General features: G+C 55.4%; 18 protein-coding genes and 1 tRNA gene. 3 read left to right on the top strand and 16 right to left on the bottom strand.

Annotated features, from left to right (window positions below):
* Window positions 1–124: 124 nt before the first annotated feature.
* A complete protein-coding gene (gene dnaG, locus ACZAHD_RS01175; protein ID WP_462455156.1) occupies window positions 125–1,870 on the top strand; it encodes a DNA primase in 1,746 nt (581 codons plus the stop codon).
* 150 nt (window positions 1,871–2,020) lie between these two features.
* Entirely contained in the window at window positions 2,021–3,865 is a 1,845-nt protein-coding gene (gene rpoD, locus ACZAHD_RS01170) for an RNA polymerase sigma factor RpoD (protein ID WP_462455155.1), read from the top strand.
* Between the two features lie 100 nt (window positions 3,866–3,965).
* On the opposite strand, the gene mug is transcribed toward rpoD, so the two are convergent.
* Window positions 3,966–4,472: a G/U mismatch-specific DNA glycosylase gene (mug, locus tag ACZAHD_RS01165; RefSeq protein WP_462455154.1), complete on the bottom strand. Its 507-nt coding sequence runs from the start codon at window positions 4,470–4,472 to the stop codon at window positions 3,966–3,968.
* Between the two features lie 124 nt (window positions 4,473–4,596).
* Between mug and ACZAHD_RS01160 the strand changes: the two genes are divergently transcribed.
* A tRNA-Ile gene (locus tag ACZAHD_RS01160) sits at window positions 4,597–4,672 on the top strand.
* Window positions 4,673–4,829: 157 nt separating this feature from the next.
* Here the strand turns inward: ACZAHD_RS01160 and ACZAHD_RS01155 are convergent.
* From ACZAHD_RS01155 to ACZAHD_RS01085, 15 genes are all read right to left on the bottom strand, one after another.
* Window positions 4,830–5,048: a DNA-binding transcriptional regulator gene (locus ACZAHD_RS01155; RefSeq protein WP_462455181.1), complete on the bottom strand. Its 219-nt coding sequence runs from the start codon at window positions 5,046–5,048 to the stop codon at window positions 4,830–4,832.
* Window positions 5,049–5,116: 68 nt separating this feature from the next.
* Complete coding sequence (locus ACZAHD_RS01150) at window positions 5,117–6,283, bottom strand: phage late control D family protein (RefSeq protein WP_462455153.1); 1,167 nt, start codon at window positions 6,281–6,283, stop codon at window positions 5,117–5,119.
* Window positions 6,283–6,762 (bottom strand): phage tail protein, encoded by a 480-nt coding sequence (locus ACZAHD_RS01145; RefSeq protein ID WP_064159021.1) that lies wholly within the window; start codon window positions 6,760–6,762, stop codon window positions 6,283–6,285. The genes ACZAHD_RS01150 and ACZAHD_RS01145 overlap by 1 nt, the downstream gene beginning before the upstream one ends.
* Before the next feature lie 13 nt (window positions 6,763–6,775).
* Window positions 6,776–9,217: a phage tail tape measure protein gene (locus tag ACZAHD_RS01140; RefSeq protein ID WP_462455152.1), complete on the bottom strand. Its 2,442-nt coding sequence runs from the start codon at window positions 9,215–9,217 to the stop codon at window positions 6,776–6,778.
* The gene (locus ACZAHD_RS01135; RefSeq protein WP_014343413.1) at window positions 9,210–9,329 is read right to left on the bottom strand and encodes a GpE family phage tail protein; all 120 of its coding nucleotides are present in this window, start codon (window positions 9,327–9,329) and stop codon (window positions 9,210–9,212) included. The genes ACZAHD_RS01140 and ACZAHD_RS01135 overlap by 8 nt, the downstream gene beginning before the upstream one ends.
* 32 nt (window positions 9,330–9,361) lie before the next feature.
* Window positions 9,362–9,637 carry a phage tail assembly protein gene (locus tag ACZAHD_RS01130; RefSeq protein WP_462455151.1) on the bottom strand — a complete coding sequence of 92 codons (276 nt, stop codon included), beginning with the start codon at window positions 9,635–9,637 and terminating at the stop codon, window positions 9,362–9,364.
* Window positions 9,638–9,697: 60 nt separating this feature from the next.
* Entirely contained in the window at window positions 9,698–10,213 is a 516-nt protein-coding gene (locus ACZAHD_RS01125; RefSeq protein WP_462455150.1) for a phage major tail tube protein, read from the bottom strand.
* 13 nt (window positions 10,214–10,226) lie between these two features.
* Complete coding sequence (locus ACZAHD_RS01120; RefSeq protein WP_462455149.1) at window positions 10,227–11,408, bottom strand: phage tail sheath protein; 1,182 nt, start codon at window positions 11,406–11,408, stop codon at window positions 10,227–10,229.
* A gap of 111 nt (window positions 11,409–11,519) precedes the next feature.
* Window positions 11,520–12,704, bottom strand: coding sequence for a phage tail protein (locus ACZAHD_RS01115; protein ID WP_462455148.1), 1,185 nt, complete (start codon window positions 12,702–12,704; stop codon window positions 11,520–11,522).
* 11 nt (window positions 12,705–12,715) lie between these two features.
* Complete coding sequence (locus tag ACZAHD_RS01110; protein ID WP_462455147.1) at window positions 12,716–13,012, bottom strand: hypothetical protein; 297 nt, start codon at window positions 13,010–13,012, stop codon at window positions 12,716–12,718.
* 11 nt (window positions 13,013–13,023) lie between these two features.
* Complete coding sequence (locus ACZAHD_RS01105; protein WP_430689792.1) at window positions 13,024–15,348, bottom strand: tail fiber/spike domain-containing protein; 2,325 nt, start codon at window positions 15,346–15,348, stop codon at window positions 13,024–13,026.
* A 5-nt stretch (window positions 15,349–15,353) separates the two neighbouring features.
* Window positions 15,354–15,950 (bottom strand): phage tail protein I, encoded by a 597-nt coding sequence (locus ACZAHD_RS01100; RefSeq protein ID WP_117137343.1) that lies wholly within the window; start codon window positions 15,948–15,950, stop codon window positions 15,354–15,356.
* Entirely contained in the window at window positions 15,943–16,851 is a 909-nt protein-coding gene (locus tag ACZAHD_RS01095) for a baseplate assembly protein (RefSeq protein ID WP_462455146.1), read from the bottom strand. Before ACZAHD_RS01095 ends, ACZAHD_RS01100 begins: the two co-directional genes overlap by 8 nt.
* 4 nt (window positions 16,852–16,855) lie before the next feature.
* Window positions 16,856–17,203 carry a GPW/gp25 family protein gene (locus tag ACZAHD_RS01090; protein WP_213225762.1) on the bottom strand — a complete coding sequence of 116 codons (348 nt, stop codon included), beginning with the start codon at window positions 17,201–17,203 and terminating at the stop codon, window positions 16,856–16,858.
* A complete protein-coding gene (locus ACZAHD_RS01085; protein ID WP_462455180.1) occupies window positions 17,200–17,793 on the bottom strand; it encodes a phage baseplate assembly protein V in 594 nt (197 codons plus the stop codon). Before ACZAHD_RS01085 ends, ACZAHD_RS01090 begins: the two co-directional genes overlap by 4 nt.
* Window positions 17,794–17,982: the final 189 nt, after the last annotated feature.

Below are 17,982 nucleotides of genomic sequence, written 5' to 3'. Positions count from 1 at the left end.
TGCTTCCGGAAGGAATGCGCGGCTTATTTTCGTTTATGCATTAGCAGACACGCCGCATCATGAAAGAACGTGCTCAGCCCACGCTGAGGTCGTCTGGTGATCGTGTGTATAGTTTACGGGGCCTATGGCTGGACGAATCCCACGCGTATTTATCAATGATCTGCTGGCGCGCACCGACATCGTCGATCTCATCGACGCGCGGGTAAAGCTCAAAAAGCAGGGCAAGAACTACCATGCGTGCTGTCCATTCCATAACGAAAAAACCCCTTCTTTTACCGTCAACGGTGAAAAACAGTTTTATCACTGCTTTGGTTGCGGTGCGCACGGTAACGCTGTCGACTTCCTGATGAACTACGACAAACTCGAGTTCGTGGAGACGGTCGAAGAACTGGCCGCCATGCACAACCTCGAAGTGCCATACGAAGCAGGCAACGGACCGAGTCAAATAGAGCGTCATCAGCGGCAAAGTCTCTATCAATTGATGGACGGTCTGAATGTGTTTTATCAACAGTCTCTGATGCAACCCGCCGCCGACCCTGCGCGCCAGTATCTGGCTAAACGTGGCTTAAGCAGCGAGGTTATTGCGCGCTTCGCGATTGGCTACGCTCCGCCCGGTTGGGATAACGTCTTAAAACGTTTTGGCGGCAATCAAGAAAACCGCCAGTCGCTCATCGATGCCGGCATGCTGGTGACGAACGATAAGGGGCGCAGTTACGACCGCTTCCGCGAACGGGTAATGTTCCCTATCCGCGATAAGCGAGGCCGGGTGATTGGTTTTGGTGGCCGCGTGCTGGGCGATGCCCTGCCGAAATACCTTAACTCCCCGGAAACCGATATTTTCCATAAGGGTCGTCAGTTGTACGGCCTGTATGAAGCACAGCAGGATAACGCCGAACCACCGCGTTTGCTGGTTGTCGAAGGTTATATGGACGTCGTGGCACTGGCGCAGTACGACATAAACTACGCCGTCGCGTCGCTGGGGACATCGACCACCGCCGACCATATTCAGCTTTTGTTCCGGGCGACCCATCAGGTCATCTGCTGTTACGACGGCGATCGGGCTGGCCGCGATGCCGCCTGGCGTGCGCTGGAAACGGCGCTGCCGTACATGACCGACGGTCGTCAGCTACGCTTTATGTTTCTGCCCGACGGCGAAGACCCGGATACGCTGGTGCGTAAAGAGGGGAAAGCGGCATTTGAAGCGCGGATGGAGCAGGCTCAGCCGCTCTCCACGTTTTTGTTCAACAGCCTGCTGCCTCAGGTCGACTTGAGCACCCCGGACGGGCGCGCGCAGCTCAGTACTTTAGCGCTGCCGCTCATTACCCAGGTACCGGGCGAAACGCTGCGCATTTATTTGCGCCAGGAGCTGGGTAACAAGCTGGGGATTTTAGATGACGCGCAGCTTGAACGTTTAATGCCAAAACAGACAGAAAATGGTACTCCGCGCCCCGCGCCGCAGCTAAAACGCACGACCATGCGTATACTGATAGGACTGCTGGTGCAAAATCCGGATCTGGCGCCGCTGGTTCCGCCTTTAGAGGGCCTGGATCAGCGCAAAATGCCCGGGCTTGGCCTGTTCAGCGAACTGGTCAAAACCTGTTTGTCTCAGCCAGGTCTGACCACCGGGCAACTTTTAGAGCAGTATCGCGGTACAAATGAGGCCGCAACCCTTGAAAAACTGTCGATGTGGGACGATATAGCAGATAAAGATATCGCAGAAAAAACCTTCACCGACGCGCTCAACCATATGTTTGATTCACTGCTGGAACTGCGACAAGAAGAGTTGATAGCTCGCGACCGTACGCATGGTTTAAGCAGTGAAGAACGCCGGGAACTCTGGACCATCAGTCAGGAGCTGGCAAAAAAATGAATTGCACGGCTTAAGTGCCGAATATCGTTCGGGGAGCCCCCGACAGCCGCGCTGAGGCGCAGCGGCAATAATATAAGTACGCCCTCGCTTTAAATGTTGGCAGTTTGTCTGTCGACACCAATCAAACGAATTAAGTGTGGATACCGTCTTATGGAGCAAAACCCGCAGTCACAGCTGAAGCTTCTTGTCCAACGTGGTAAGGAGCAAGGCTATCTGACCTATGCCGAGGTCAATGACCATCTGCCGGAAGATATCGTCGACTCCGATCAGATCGAAGACATCATCCAAATGATCAATGACATGGGTATTCAGGTGATGGAAGAAGCACCGGATGCCGATGATCTGCTGTTGGCTGAAAACAGCAACAACACCGACGAAGATGCAGAAGAAGCTGCTGCACAGGTGTTATCCAGTGTTGAATCTGAAATCGGACGTACAACCGATCCGGTGCGCATGTACATGCGTGAAATGGGTACCGTAGAACTGCTGACGCGTGAAGGCGAAATCGACATCGCCAAACGTATTGAAGATGGGATCAACCAGGTTCAGTGCTCCGTTGCTGAATATCCGGAAGCCATTACCTATCTGCTGGAGCAGTACGACCGCGTTGAAGCTGAAGAAGCGCGCCTGTCTGACCTGATCACTGGTTTCGTCGATCCTAACGCCGAAGAAGACCTGGCGCCAACTGCGACGCACGTCGGCTCTGAACTCTCTCAGGAAGAGATGGATGACGACGAAGACGAAGATGAAGATGAAGACGACGACAGCAGCGATGACGATAACAGCATCGACCCTGAGCTGGCGCGCGAGAAATTCGCTGAGCTGCGCACGCAGTACGAGCTGACCCGCGATACTATCAAAGCAAAAGGCCGTAGCCACGCCGCAGCTCAGGAAGAAATTCTCAAGCTGTCTGAAGTGTTCAAACAGTTCCGCCTGGTACCGAAACAGTTCGATTACCTGGTCGGCAGCATGCGTAGCATGATGGACAGAGTGCGTGCTCAGGAACGCATCATCATGAAACTGTGCGTCGAACAGTGCAAAATGCCGAAGAAAAACTTCATCACCCTGTTCACCGGCAACGAAACCAGCGAAACCTGGTTCAACGCGGCGATCGCCATGAACAAGCCGTGGTCTGAAAAGCTGCACGACGTCAAAGAAGACGTTCAGCGCGGCCTGCAGAAACTACAGCAGATTGAAGAAGAAACCGGCCTGACAATCGATCAGGTTAAAGATATCAACCGTCGTATGTCTATCGGTGAAGCGAAAGCCCGCCGTGCGAAGAAAGAGATGGTTGAAGCGAACTTACGTCTGGTTATCTCTATCGCCAAGAAATACACCAACCGTGGCCTGCAGTTCCTGGATCTGATTCAGGAAGGTAACATTGGTCTGATGAAAGCGGTTGATAAGTTCGAATATCGTCGTGGCTACAAGTTCTCCACCTACGCTACCTGGTGGATCCGTCAGGCGATCACCCGCTCTATCGCGGATCAGGCGCGCACCATCCGTATTCCGGTGCATATGATTGAGACCATCAACAAGCTCAACCGTATCTCCCGCCAGATGCTGCAGGAAATGGGTCGCGAGCCGACGCCGGAAGAGCTGGCTGAACGCATGCTGATGCCGGAAGATAAAATTCGTAAAGTGCTGAAAATTGCCAAAGAGCCTATCTCCATGGAAACGCCGATCGGCGACGATGAAGATTCGCATCTGGGTGATTTCATCGAGGATACTACCCTCGAGCTGCCGCTGGACTCCGCGACCACAGAAAGTCTGCGTGCTGCCACTCATGACGTGTTGGCAGGGCTGACCGCCCGCGAAGCGAAGGTTCTGCGTATGCGTTTCGGTATCGATATGAATACCGACCACACGCTGGAAGAAGTCGGCAAACAGTTCGATGTCACCCGTGAACGTATCCGTCAGATCGAAGCGAAGGCGCTGCGCAAGCTGCGTCACCCGAGCCGTTCTGAAGTGCTGCGTAGCTTCCTCGACGATTAACCGTTGCCGGAAGTAAAAAAGCTCCCTGCAGGGAGCTTTTTTTTGCCTTCAATTCACCCTGTGGTCCTCAGAGACAGCCGGCACCGGCACTTACCGCAGGCTATCGACCTCGCGATGCCAGCGCATCATCCAGTTCGCGATACGCTTCCACCAGTTTATCCAGCGTCGCCCGGTTCAACCCGCTGGGATTTGGCAGCACCCACACTTGCGTATCGCCGATAGTCACCTGCTGTTTACCCCAGCGCGCGCCGCGTACCTGAAACGCTTTCTCGAAAGCCTGTTTGCCGAGAACCGCCAACGCCTGCGGCTGATACTGCTCAATCTTCAGCACCAGATCCCGCCCGCCGCTACGTAGCTCCTGTAAGGCGACTTCACTGGCCTGCACCGTCGGGCGTTCCACCAGCATCGTAATCCCACAGCGCGTATCGAGCAGTTGCAGCTCCTCTTCCGGCTTCAGCAGACGGTCGGTAAAACCGGCCTGGTAAATCACCTTCCAGAAGCGATTGCCCGGATGCGCGAAATGAAAACCGGTATGGGCAGAGGACTTCCCCGGATTGATGCCGCAGAAGACCACCCGCAGGTCCGGTGCCAGAATATCGTTAATCATCTTTCCACTCGCTCAATACCTAAAAGGTAATTATAAAGGATTGAAAATGCATTGTTTATAAAAACAGCAGCCGTGCGTTTTGCGCTGGATTGCGTCTGCCAGTTACTTTATAATCCCTCGCCACGGCCCCTTAGCTCAGTGGTTAGAGCAGGCGACTCATAATCGCTTGGTCGCTGGTTCAAGTCCAGCAGGGGCCACCAAATTTTAGCTTTAAAATCATATAATTAAGCCACTCGAAAGAGTGGCTTTTTTGTTACCTCATTTTCGAGTGGCGATAGAATGGCGGTGGATTTTTTACCTCCACTTTGCTGAGGGCATAAAAAAACCCGCACGCGGCGGGCATTTAGCAGAAATTTATCAGAGCCACAATGGCCGCTGGCCACAGACAGTCGGGTGCGGTGGGGCCGGAACTATCGTACCAGGTGTAACAATAAAACGTTCCACTGATTCCATCGTTACAAATGTACAACTGCAATTTATGTTAGTGCATTGATGGTAACGCTCTTTGGTATTCTCACTAAGATAGCGACTGGTGCGCGCATGTGCCGCGTGCTGACATTTCGGACAATGGAACATTTCACACCCCAATAAATTCACAAAAAGTGAATGAATGATACTCACATTTTCACCATTTGAGAATAGTTTTATTCTTCCTCTCCTTCAGTCCCGTACTCTACATCCAACAATCTAACCTCAAGCTCTAAGCTCGTCGTAAAGCCGCTATTACTCAGAGAGTGCATAACCTTCGTGATTGTCCATGACTGCTCGTCTATGACGCGCTTAAAGCCTGAAACCTGCACGGGTGTCTCCGGGTAGAGGTCGGCGCGCCCTGTTGCCAGCCTGATAGAAAACTCAGCGACTCCACGCTGCAATTTATCCCATTTAGCCTGCGCAGCTCGCATGGCCTGCGCTTTAGTGGCGTAAATTGTCGTCAGAGCAAACACGTTGTCATCCTCACCGACCATGTATTCCCCCTCCCTGGCTTCCGGCGTCTTCACCGCTTTTTTCCTCGTTACCGGTTTTGCTTTCGGGTGCTGTAGCGCGCGTAAATGCTGCTCTTTAGGTTTACGTTTTAACGCTACCTTTTGTTTTTGAGGTTTCGGGTCTTTAGTGTGCAACCATTTTGCCGTTACGCCGGTATATGCCCCACGGTCAGCAATGGAAAACTGATGGCGGTCGCCATCGCTGCGGGTGATCGTGACCTGCGGAATGGCTTTTCCGCTGGCTGTAACCCCACGACCGGCTTTGAGTAACAGCAACTTTCCCGCTTTTACCGAAACCTCACCGCCGTTCCGCTCGGCGAGGCGTGTCAAAAATTTGGCGTCCGATTCCTGTGACTGGTCGATATGCGGAATTTTTATTCCGGCCAGCTCCGGTATAACGCTCGACGCCAGTTTGTTACGTGTCGCTATCGCTGCCACGATTTCGCCGAGCGTCTTGTCATGCCAGGACTCTTCCCGACGTGAGTTCAGCGTTCCCCGAAAATCGGCGCTACGGGCGCGGATTGTCACCGTATCTGGCGCGCCATGATGTTCAACCTCATCGACGGTAAAACTTCCCTTACCAATCAACGCAAAGCCTTTCCACCCGAGGTAAAGCGTCAGTACCGCACCGCGTAACGGCAGCTCGACCAGCCCGTCAGCATCATCAAGCTCGATGTCGAGCTGGTCGGCCTCGAATCCGCGATTGTCTGTCATGGTCAGACTCATCAACCGATTACTGATGTTGCCGGTAATATCTTTGCTGTCGAGCATCAGCATAAAATCGGGCGTCAGTACGCCACCCGCATTCAGATTCAGCATATCCAGCATCAGCTAATCCCCACCATGCCGGCCACTGACGACGCCATATTTCCCGCCTTGCCAATCAGTGATTTTGCCTGTTCTCCGATATCGCCATACAGCGCCGCAAGGGATTCATCCACGCGGGTGAGCGTTAGCGTAAAATCAATTTTACGCGCCGTGCCGTCAGCAAAAAACAGACTTCCTGTCTCGCTAATATTATTGATGACGTACATACCGTAAATCGTGCCGGTACCATCCAGTAACGGCCAGGCACGCCCCTGGTCAGCCATCAGACGAATAGCCGTCATCGTCAACTTCCCGCCGGTCAACTCCGGGTAAAGCGTCCCGGCCAGGGTGATTTTCTCCTCCCCCGGCCCCAGATACTGGAAAGAATCCCGCTTACCGACGCGGGAGTTTGAGGGCCACCGATATTCGGCGTCGCGTTGCATCGTCTGGTGTGGCAATGTCTGGCGCATAAAAACAAACATACCGAGTGCGAGCATCATTTTTCGTCACCTCCTATCCGTCGTGGTTCATGCTGGCACGCTGGCGGGCGCGTTTTTCACGCTCAAATTTTTCGAGCGCATCCTGTAGCTGGCGATCGAGTTGCGTGCCACTGCCGCCTCCCTTAACTTCGATGTGATATTCGCTTTTACTTTGGTCTATATAAGAATGTCCCGCCGGTGCAGTGACGGGTTGATATGCCTGATAGCCACCGTAAGTGCCGGTTGCCGGAATATAAGAGCTACCCTGCGTGGCTGCGTTCGCTTTCTCGGCAGTCTGGTCAAGCGTGCTGGACTCTTTATTAATAATGCCGAGTTTCTCAAGCACCCAGTCAATACCGCTGCGCAGCTTATTAAATGCCGTAAGCGGCAGCGTTAAGGCATCCGCCAGTCGTTGGCCGAACAACACACCGGCATCACGAAAACGGTTTAACGTTTCCTGCGATGATTTGACCGGCGCAATCAGGTTGTTAAACCAGTCCCATGCAGCTTTAAGTTTTCCGCCCAGCCAGTCAAACATCGGTTTAAGCGGTGCAAATAGTTCTGCTACTGGCGTAAAGACCGTGCGCAATCCTTCCATCACGCCGCCAAAAAACGCGCTGATGGGCTCCCAGTATTTACCGATGAGCAATGCCCCGGCCACTATTGCGGCCACGACAGCAACAACCGGCCAGGAGATCGCGCCAATTGCAGTAACGACGCCACCAGCCACCGTAGTAAATACGGTACCGAGCGCGGTCGCAGCGGCGATGATGGCATTAACTCCCGTTATCACCGGCCAGGCAATCAGCCCAATTGCCCCAATCATCCCCACCACGCCTAGCGCCACGGCGGTAATCAACCCCAGCGTCTGCGCGAGCTCTTTATTTCGCTGGATCCACTTATCAAGTTTGAGCACGTAGCCGGTCGCTGTCTGTACCAGTTTGCGTAATGAGGATTCCTGCTGGTCAAACAGGTCGGTGCCAACAGCCTCATACGCAGACTGAAATTCTTTAAAGTCGCCGCCGAGGTTATCCTGCATGACTTTAACCAGTTCCTCAGTTTTTCCGTCCGAGGCTTTAAATGCAGCAGTGAGTTGGTCCAGTTTTCCCGATTGAGCTGCGTTCATCAAAACAGCGGCGGCAGAACTGGCCTCTTCGCCAAATATCGTTTTCATGTATTCAGCGCGTTGACCGGTACCCAGCTTATTTTTTTCAAAACTGGCCTGCATTTCCTTCAGGATGGTAAATACAGGGCGGGTGTTCCCTTTACTGTCTGCCGTTTTAATCCCGAGCTCTTTAATCGCCGCGTAGGCTTGCCCGGTTGGTGCCTGTAGTCGACTTAAAATGGCACGGCTCCCAGTACCAGCCATTGACCCCGTAATTTTCGCATCATGTAGTGCACCAACCATTGCAGCAGCTTCCTCAATACTGACACCGGCATTTTTCGCCACCGGCGCGGTATAGGTCAGCGCATCACTAAGCCCGTCAAAATCGGCGGCGGTTTTATTCATTGTCATCGACAGGACATCACCGATGTGAGAGACCTGATCGTTAGTGAGCTGGAAGGCTGATTTCATCCCCATTAGCAAACCAGCGTTCTCTTCCATCGTCCGACGGTTAGCGAGCGCCATATTAAGCGTGACGGGTGTCGCTGCCTGAATTGCCGCCGCATCGCCGCCCGCTTTCGCGATGATAATCTGAGCACCGGCCGCATCATCGGCAGAGGCGGCAGTATTATCGCCCAGCAGTCGGGCTTGTTTTCGCAAAACCGTCATTTCTGCGGAGTCTTTCGCCACACCGAGTACAGCCTGTAACTCGGAATTTTTCTGCGCAAAATCATAACCCGGTTTCATCAGTGCAATACCGGCCAGCGTGCCGGTCGTCGCCATACCGACACCGGCGGCACCCATTGCGGCAGCGTTTCCGGCAAGCGCTTTACCGGCCTGATATCGCTGCTTAACCGCGTTGAGCTGTGCCTGTTGCGCGCTGACGCGCGCCAGTGCTTCACGCTGGCGATTAAGCTGCGCCGTCGTTTCGCTGATGCTGGTTTTTAACCGACGCTCGTCTGCCGCCAGGGTGCGGGTATTAATTCCTGCCTGGCTGAGTTCCTGCCGCTGGCGCTGTACGGCCTGCCGCAAGCTGTTGTGTTTGAGCTGGAGTGCTGCGGCGCTTTTACGGGCGGCATCCATTGCCTGCGCTTGCGCGCGTGTCGGCTGTTCAGTATTTCTAAACTGGATCGCCAGCGCGGCGGCTTCCTGTTTCGCTTTTTTCAGCTCCTGACCAGTAACGGCAAGCTGCGCACTGGCTTTGCGAAACCCGTCAATACGGGAGGCCTGGCCGTTAAGCTCACGCAGTGATTTTTGAGTGTCCCGGATATCACCAGACAGCGTTTTGCTCGCTGTCTGGATAGATTTAAACGGGCGGGTCGCCTGGTCAACAGCCTTGAGTAATACCTGCAATTTAACGTCGTTACTCATTCGTGTTTCCGCTTCGCTGTAGCGCTTTTTCGCGCCAGGTGGTGAGCTCGGTCAGGCTCATGGGATACAACTCTGATGGCGGCCAGTGAAAAATCACCGCGATATCCGCCATCAGGTCATCAACCGACAGGTTTTTCGGGAAATTTAATCCGCCAAATTCGGCGACAAAAAACCGATCACCTTTGTTGCCAGTGCCATCAAATCGGGTAAATCCATCATGACGACATCCGACTCGGTGAGTGACGGGCTGGTCATACGCGGAAGCACTTTAATCAGGGCATCCACTTCAGAGCGCGCAACGTCGGCCAGGCTGACACCGCGCAGGGTTCCGGCGTTGGGCTTCAGCAGAGTGATTTTTCCAATGACCTGCTCGCCGCGTTTGATCGGGTTTTCCAGGGTGACGATGTTTTCTTTGCTCATATGTTTCTCGCTGTTTACGGATTCGGGGTTAACCGGCCAGACATGCTGGCCGGGGAAAAATTACAGGCCGATATTGCGGCGGTGCTGGTCGAGTCGGTCGACGCCGTTCACCTTCTCAATCATGTTGAGGACGTCGATTTCGACCAGCTCTTTACCGTTCATGGTCAGCTTGTAGTACGTGCAGACCAGCGATAACTTGCTGCTGGTATCCTCGCCCTGTTTGCTCTCGCCGTTATCGACTTCCTTCACCTTGAAACGGGTCTCAACTTCCACCGCCACGGTGTCGCCGGTATCGTCCCGCTGGTAAGAGCCTGCATAGCGCAACAGCGTCCCGGTACCGACGGCACCATAAAGCGACCAGATCGCATCATCAGGGAAACCGCCGAGGGAAATCTCCATCGCCAGCGCGTCATCGTCGAGGCCGAAATCGACAGGGGCCGAGCCTGACATCCCGCCGCCCCGGTAGTTTTCCAGCTTACGGGTCAGCTTTGGCAGGGTGACGGACTCGATAACGCCGAGATAGCTGACGCCATCCAGAAACGTGTTCAGGTATTTGAGCTTGCGCGGCATTGCCATTGTTCAGGGCTCCTTAATTGCTGTTAACCGATGACACCAGATTCGCCAGGTATTTATCGGTAATGCGCTGGCGTAGCGTCAGGTTTTCGAGAGGTGGAACCGGCGTATAGTCGTAATCGATATACAGTTTCCCGGCTTTGAGGGTCGCCGCGTCGTTGGCCGATTCATCAAACCAGCAGGTCGCATCGACGATATAACCCGCCGTTTTCATCTCGCGGAATTTCGCATTGATACCCGCAACGATGTCTTTAATCAGCGTGGCAGTGATCGGCTTGTCGACCGCCCACATGTGACCAGCGGCCATGGTGTCGGCGATAACCTGCGCGGTGCGGGTGTAGTTCTCAAACAGGAACAGCGGGTCATCGGAGCAGCAGCGGTTACCCCAGAAGCGGAAACCGTCTTTGCGAATGAGCGTGGTGACGCCAGCCTCGTTAAGCAGGTCAGCATCGGTGCCGGATTCCTGCAAATCCCAGAAGACCGACGCGCTGATGCCGGTGACGCCATTCACGCCAACGTTTGACAGGGTTTTATGCCAGCCGGTGTCCTGGTCGATTCTGGCGCGCAGACCCAACGCGCGGGCGGTCGCCCAGACGGTTTCGGTCGCGTTCGCCGTGGTATCCCATGCCAGAAAATCCGGCCAGATAACCATTAGCTCACGCTGGCTGAAATTCTCGCGATAGAGCATCGCCTCGGAAATGTTCTGGCAATCCCAGGCGCTGATATAACCAAAGGCGCGCAGCTTCTGGCAAATCGGCGCAAGCGCTGTCGCAACCTCAAGGGAATCGAGGCCCGGCACGCCAAGGATACGCGGTTTAACGCCGGTGACAGCCTCCGCCGTGAGCAGTGCTTTCAGGCCGGTGTAATTGCCGCTTTCATCGGTGCCGCCGATGATATTAGAGATAGTCTGCACTTCGGCATCGTCGCCGGTCCCTTCCGCAACGCGCACAACGACAATGACCGGTTTCGACTGGTCGGCGATGGCCTGGAGAGATGCGGCCAGGGTGCCTTTTGTACCCGCTTTGGCAATAGCGCTTTGCACGCTGGTAATCAGCACGGGCTTATTGAGTGGGAAGGTGGCGGCATCGGCATCGCTGGCCGTGCAGACCATGCCGATAATCGCTGTGGATACGGTGGAAATGACGCGGGTGCCGTCGTTAATCTCGACAACCTGGACGCCGTGATGAAAATCGCTCATCCGTTTAACTCCGTGGTTAAGGGGTGAGCATTATTTTCAGTTGTGGGGGAAGCGGTGACGAGTCATCCCCGTTGGAACAGGGACAGTACAACAGGAATGACCGTCAGAGAGTCAGGCAACGCGGCTCCAGCACATCAGCAGGGTGTGGGCCTCCACCACGCTGAAAGATTTGCCCTCACCGAGGTTATCGGTTTTGCCGGTGGTCGTGTGTTTGTGCGGCGGTACAGTGACTTCGTGGTCGTGCTCTCCTGCGTCATCCGTTACGCCCAGCTCTTTCGGGTTAAAGAGCTGCCGCACATCGCCACCAATCTCCCAGGGGTCATCTTTACCAGCCACGCCGCCATGATTGTGCTTCCCGTTGCGCGTGGTCGTCAGCTTCAGCTCTTCCTGTTCGCTGGTCTCGCCTTTCACATCAACCTGCACAGCGGGCAGGTTAGCCCGCTGGAGGGTGACGGTATCGCTGCCGCCGGTGGTGCCCACGTTTGAGCCGTCCGCTTTCGCCACCCTGATTGTCAGATTTTCGCCGGTATACACCCATTGTGACCACGGCCAGCACTGGTTCGGGTCAACATGACGCGCGTAAAATTTCACGATACCCACGGGGTTTTCATCCTCCCAGGCGGCCCTCACGGCCTTTTCCACCGCCGTTTTTACGGCCGCGTTCATGGCATTTCGCACAGCGGCCGGTGTCGCCGCCAGTTCCACGCTGTCGCTGTCGGTTGCACTGCTGAGCCGGACAAATCCCTTTTTCTCCAGTGTGGCATCAGGATGGTCACGTGACTGTGCATGCTGGCTGAGCTGCTCATCGGTGTAATCCCTGACTTCGTTACTGACGTTTATCACATCCTCCACCGTCGCCAGCACCATGCCCGAGTCCACAATCAGCTCGACACTGTCCGCACTGTTAACCGCAATCCAGATCCGCAGGACAGTAAACCGCCCGGAGCCTTCTGCCAGCAGCGGTTTATAGGTCTCCGGCACACTGGCCACGGCCAGGCATTCACCGTCATCGTCAAACAACGCCGCCTCACGAATAGTGAAACCACCCGCTTCCGGCGGAATAATCATCTCGGCGGAGATGATATTTTTTTCGGCATTCTGCACCTTCAGACTGTTGAGCTGTGAACGAAAAACTTCGTTCACCAGTGCTTTCTGGTTCTTGTCCGGCACCGGCACACTGCCGTTACCGTCGCCGATGGCCATCGTCGTAAATCCGACTTTCCCGCCGTCGATAGCCGCTTTTGCCAGGCGCTCCGCACCGGTTTCAGTGATTAAGGAAAGGAATCGCTTTTCCATTCGTTGCCCCGTCATTCTCTTTCAGGCTCGCTTTCAGGGATGCCGACCTCTTCAGCCCCGTTAAACTCGTCATGCGTTTTCAGGCTGGCATAACCCTGCTGGAAAAAATTGTCCGCTGAGGACAGGTCCGGCGTAAAACTCCGGGTGATGTAGGTTCCCGGTGACAGTGCGTCATCGTCATTTTTCAGCAGAACATCCAGATACAGCAGGTTTTCATTGCCCCGGATACCGTCAATGGTGGCAAAGGTGAATATCTGGCTGACGCCGGAGACCTCCACCAGAAAACGGCCTTTCAGTGCTCTCGTCATGGGTTTGCTCCTTACAGCGTGGTGTAGCGCCACGATGAATTGATTAACGTCACCGTCCCTTCCGTCGCGATATTGACGCGCGACTGCCTCGGCAGGACCAGATTCAGCGGATAAGTACCCGGCGTGCTGTAGCTGTACAGCACCTGGTCATTAAATTTCACGGTCACTTTCGAGTTTGCCGCCACAACGAGATCGCCGTGATAGCGCCCCGCACGGCTGTAGTTGTAGCTCCAGTCGGTGCCGTTCAGCGGCAGAGCCGTACTGCCCAGCTCCGGGTGGGTCGAATCCCGCATGTCCGTGGAGGACTGCGTACCATCCCCGAAGCGAATGCGGTTAAAGTTAAAATCGTTATCCCGCATGGCCCCGACGGTGTACTGTTTCTCCACATAAAACACGTAGTTGGAAATGTTGTCGCGCAGCTTAATCCCCGACACATTGAGCTTGAACTGGTCGCTGTCGGTCAGTACCTCAGCGATATACAGTTTTGACTCGGCTTCATTGCCGTACCCGGCATGAATGTTATTCAGCCATCCGCCGTTAATTGTCAGCTCCCCGCGGTTAACCGACTTCTCAACCCGGATGGGCGGTCTGCACGGCGCACCCTGGGTGGCGTTGTTCAGCGACTGCGCCCACAGATACCCCACGACGAGATAAGCCCCGTCCACCGCATTCCCCGCGCGCTGCCCGCGATAGTTGAGCTTCGACAGGTCATTTGTTGCCGTAAACAGCTCGCTGGTATCCCAGCATTCCATGCTCTGAATACTGAGGAACGCGTTGAAGCCAAAGCGGGCAAACGCGCCGGGGTTCTGCGTGTGGACAGTGCCAACCAGCACGCGGGAGTTGCAAATCTCAAACGAGAACAGGTCCGGCGTATCGGCGGAATATGTCGGTGCGCCACAGATGGCATTGACCGAGCCGATATGGACGCTCGGGGAGTCGTGAATGCAGATGCGCCCCCGGCCACCGGCCCCGGTCAGCAGCTCCGGGAAATTCATGGTGCCGCAGCTGTCAATCAGCAGGCCGCCGGTATCTTCCGTGTGCGGGACATAATCCTCATAGGCGAGGACCGACACGTCATACATGTTGCTGAACACGTTACGCCACCGGTTATCCTGCGACCAGACAGACAGGATATGACCGAAGCCGGCACCGGTATTGCTGAGGCAGAAAGTCCGGCCACAGGCATTCGCCGCCAGCTTGGCTTTTCCGAGGTTCTGCATTGAGGGCAGGGTCTGGGTGATATCCGGCCAGTGAGCGCGCACCATGCTCATATCGGATTTGCCGGTGGAGTACAGCAGCGTACCGCCGTAATTCGTACCGTCCACATCCAGCTCAGGGCGGAACACTATCGCCTCCAGCCGGAGAGCATAATCCTCCCGCGTAAAATCCCGGGAGAAGGTCATCTCTGAGTTATCAATATCCAGCAGGAGCAGCGGCTTTCTGGCCTGCACAATGGTAAACCCCGCCCCCGGCGCAAGTGCAAACGTCCCGATGATCCCAAAGCGGGTGCCCTTGTACCCCTTACTGCGCCAGACGTCACTTTCCGAGAACTCACCGCAGCGGATATAGTGCATTTCCGCCAGATAAACGCGGGCATTGGGCGGCGCTTCAATCACCATCTGCGGCCAGCCAGTTCGCGAATGGGCAGCGGCTGCCAGCAGACAGTTTTTAAAAGCAGTGTCCTGCGGTGCATCCGTTTCATCCGTGGTTTTCACACCCGCCCAGCGCATCTGGATATTGCCCTTAAAATGGCGGTACCAGCGACGGCCCAGCGCATCGACAATGATGGTGCAGTTATTGTCCGGTGAGGTCACATCCCGGTCATTGCGCTCAAACTCACCGTCTCCGCCGTCAAACAGATGCTCCACGCCGTAACACAGAATGCGCGTGGCGTCCCCGTCATACTGGCGGATATAGGTATAGTTACCCTTGCCGATATTGTGAAAACCATCGGCAAAAATCAGGCTCTCGCGCAGGGCCGCATCGGAGGTATAAGCCCAGCGCCCGGCCCCGATGCCGCCGGAGGACTGCGGCGTCGATCCGGCAGGAACCGTTTTTGGAAAATCGCCCGTCCAGACCATCCGGTAGGCGCCCCAGATGATTTCCTCCCGGGGCGAGAGCAACGTGGCGCCATCCGTAAAGGTTTTTACTGCCTCAATTTTCCCGGAAAGATCGAGGTCAATCGCCTCACTCTTTTCCTTCAGGTAGCGGGTGCGGTTCGCCAGCTGTTTAATGGGCCGGTTAGCCACACCATCCAGGCCACCGGACACGCGCTCGGTACGCCCAATCAGGCTGATATCGTCTTCCCACGATGGTGACTCAAAAATATTTGCCATGTGTTTTACCTGTAATCAAAATTACCATCGTGAAAAATCATGCCGTTATAGAGATGCTCGTCGTCCGGCTCGACATCCTCCGGGTAGATATTGATGATTTCTCCGCTGCCAAATGAGCTGCCGGTCGCAACCACGCCCGCAGCCCTGGACGAAATATTCAGCTGTGCCAGATGACGGCTCAGGGGTTTAGCGTCATTGACCAGCCTGTCCAGTTCATCCAGCATGCGCGACGTCAGCCCAACCTCATTCACGTCCACCTCAAGCCGGAACGTGCCTGCCGGGTCGGCAATCTCCCACCACTCTTCCAGTGACATGGAGTAGCCCATTTTCTCAGTTACCCGTCGAATGGCGGCCACGGTCCCTTTACGCTGATGAAGCCAGAACGATTCACTGATGACGCTGCGTTTTTCGGCTTCACTCCAGGCCTCATCCCAGCTGTCCACCGAAAAGGCCCAGGCCAGATAAGGTAAAAAGCTCACCGGGCATTTTTCCGGATCCCACAGGTCACGAAGCGGCACAGAAAGCCCGTTGATGCCTGAACAGGCCTCAGCTAAACGGCGCTCAAGTGTTGATGTGCCAGGTGGCATCAGTGCATTACTCATCAGACCCCCCTACGACCACCGTCGCGGCGGTGCAGTAAGACGCCTGTGTTTTATTCAGCACCATATCGGCTAATGGCTGATGTAACTCAACACGCTGGACACCCTGAACATGAAGTGCGGCATACAGGGCTGATAAACGAATATCCCGCCCGAGTCGGCGCTGGGCGGTAATGTAAGCAGAAAGTTGCGCTTTTGCGGCCGCCAGAACCGGTTCTACTGCTGGCCCCGGATAGACATAAATAACGGCATCCACTGCATACTTCACAATCTCCACTGACTGGACTGTCAGCCTGTCTCCGACGGGCCTGACGCTTTCATCATTAAGGGCGTCGCTCACTGTCTGTAGCAGCTCGTCAGATGCGGTACCATCGCCTTCCCGCGAAAGAATAGTCACCATGACTTCTGCCGGAGCCGGGCTGATTGCCGATGCATCAGCGACTTTTCCGTCGGCGCTTAGGGCATGAAACTCATAGGCTCCTGTCGGCCCGGCGACACTCATCCCTTCAAACGCAGCAGGAATGCGCTGGCGTAAATCACTGTCGGACTCCATCTCTCCGGCGACAGCCGGGCTCAGGGAGGTATCCTCCGGGATGATTGTCAGGCGGCTGACATTGTTATTTGCCGCTAACTGGTCGAGGTCGCTTTTGATGGCATAAGCCACCATTCCGGCTTTGGCGGCTTCATTGATGCGCTGACGTAAAATCACCTCGCGATACGCATTTTCCTGAAGTACCTTTACGATGGGCTCAGATTCAAGGCTTAGCGCCCTGGCAATGGCATCCTGTTCCTCTTCCGGATATAACGAAATCAGCGTTGCCATTCTTTCCGCAAGCAAGGTTTCATAGTCCAGCGCCTCAATGACTTCCGGCGCAGGCAACTGACTCAGGTCAATAGTCGGCATAGTTTCAACTCACTGGAATGGTTAATGAAAGGCTCTCGCCGGTATCGGTAATTTGCCCGGTTACATCGACGATCATTTGTCCGTTAAACTGGTGGGTTGTGGTGATACTGGTCAGCCTGACGCGCGGCTCCCATTTGAGGATTGCCATGTAGCACGCCGCCATAATTTGCAGCTCAAGCGCCGGGGTCTGGGGCTGGTCAGTCATCTGCGACAGAAGCGAGCCGTATTCACGACGCATGACGCGGGAACCGACAGGCGTGCGCAGAATATCCCCGATGCTCTGGCTGATATGGTCCACGTCTGAAATACGCTCGCCGGTCGCACGGTTCATGCCGAGGTAACGGGCTGTCATTGGGTCCCCTCCGTCCATTCATCGCCACGCCTGATGCCGCCGTGCCCGTGTTTATCCACCTGAACACCGTTGGATGTGAAAGCGCCGCCGCTGTGATCGATGTTGCCGGACATCTTCCCGCCTTTTTTCACCTCCAGCGTGCCGGTCGTCAGCTTGTTGGTGCAGACCACCTCCGGTGTATCGAGGGTGACGCGGGTCGAGGCTTTGACCAGCACCACCGGCACGCTGACAGTAATCGTATCGGATGCGGTCACGTCGGCAGTTTTAATGCCGGTGACGGTCAGCGCGCCGGTTTCCGGCTCATAACTCATAACGGCACCGTCGGGAAACTCAACGTGCCAGGCATCCGCCGAGGCCGACGGCGCGGGGTTGTCGTCGGAATAAATACCCGGCAGCACAAAAGCAGTATCGAGCTCACCGCCGACGGCCAGAATCATCACCTGCTCACCAACAGAGGGAGCCCACCAGGTGCGGGAGCGCCCGGCCCGGTGAGTCAGCCACTGGAGCCAGTCGGTATAAATGCCGCCGGTCTGCACACGACAGCGCCCGGCGTCGAGGTCAGTTTCGACGACGATGCCGGTGCGGATCATGTTGCGTATCGCGCGGGCGAGTTCCTGGATAGATGCGAGAGTATTCATAGGGGAAAGGATGCCGTCGGGGTGTTCCGGCGGCAATCTGCGGACGTTTTGTCCTGGCTGGCACAACGGTATCGGTATCAGCCCGGATTTGCATGGCATAGAGCCAAACCTAATCTGGCAGGCAGCTCTGTGCCGGAACGG

The sequence above is a fragment of the Raoultella sp. genome (assembly GCF_039594335.1).
GTDB lineage: Bacteria > Pseudomonadota > Gammaproteobacteria > Enterobacterales > Enterobacteriaceae > Klebsiella.
This window is presented reverse-complemented; position numbering and strand designations above follow the sequence as displayed.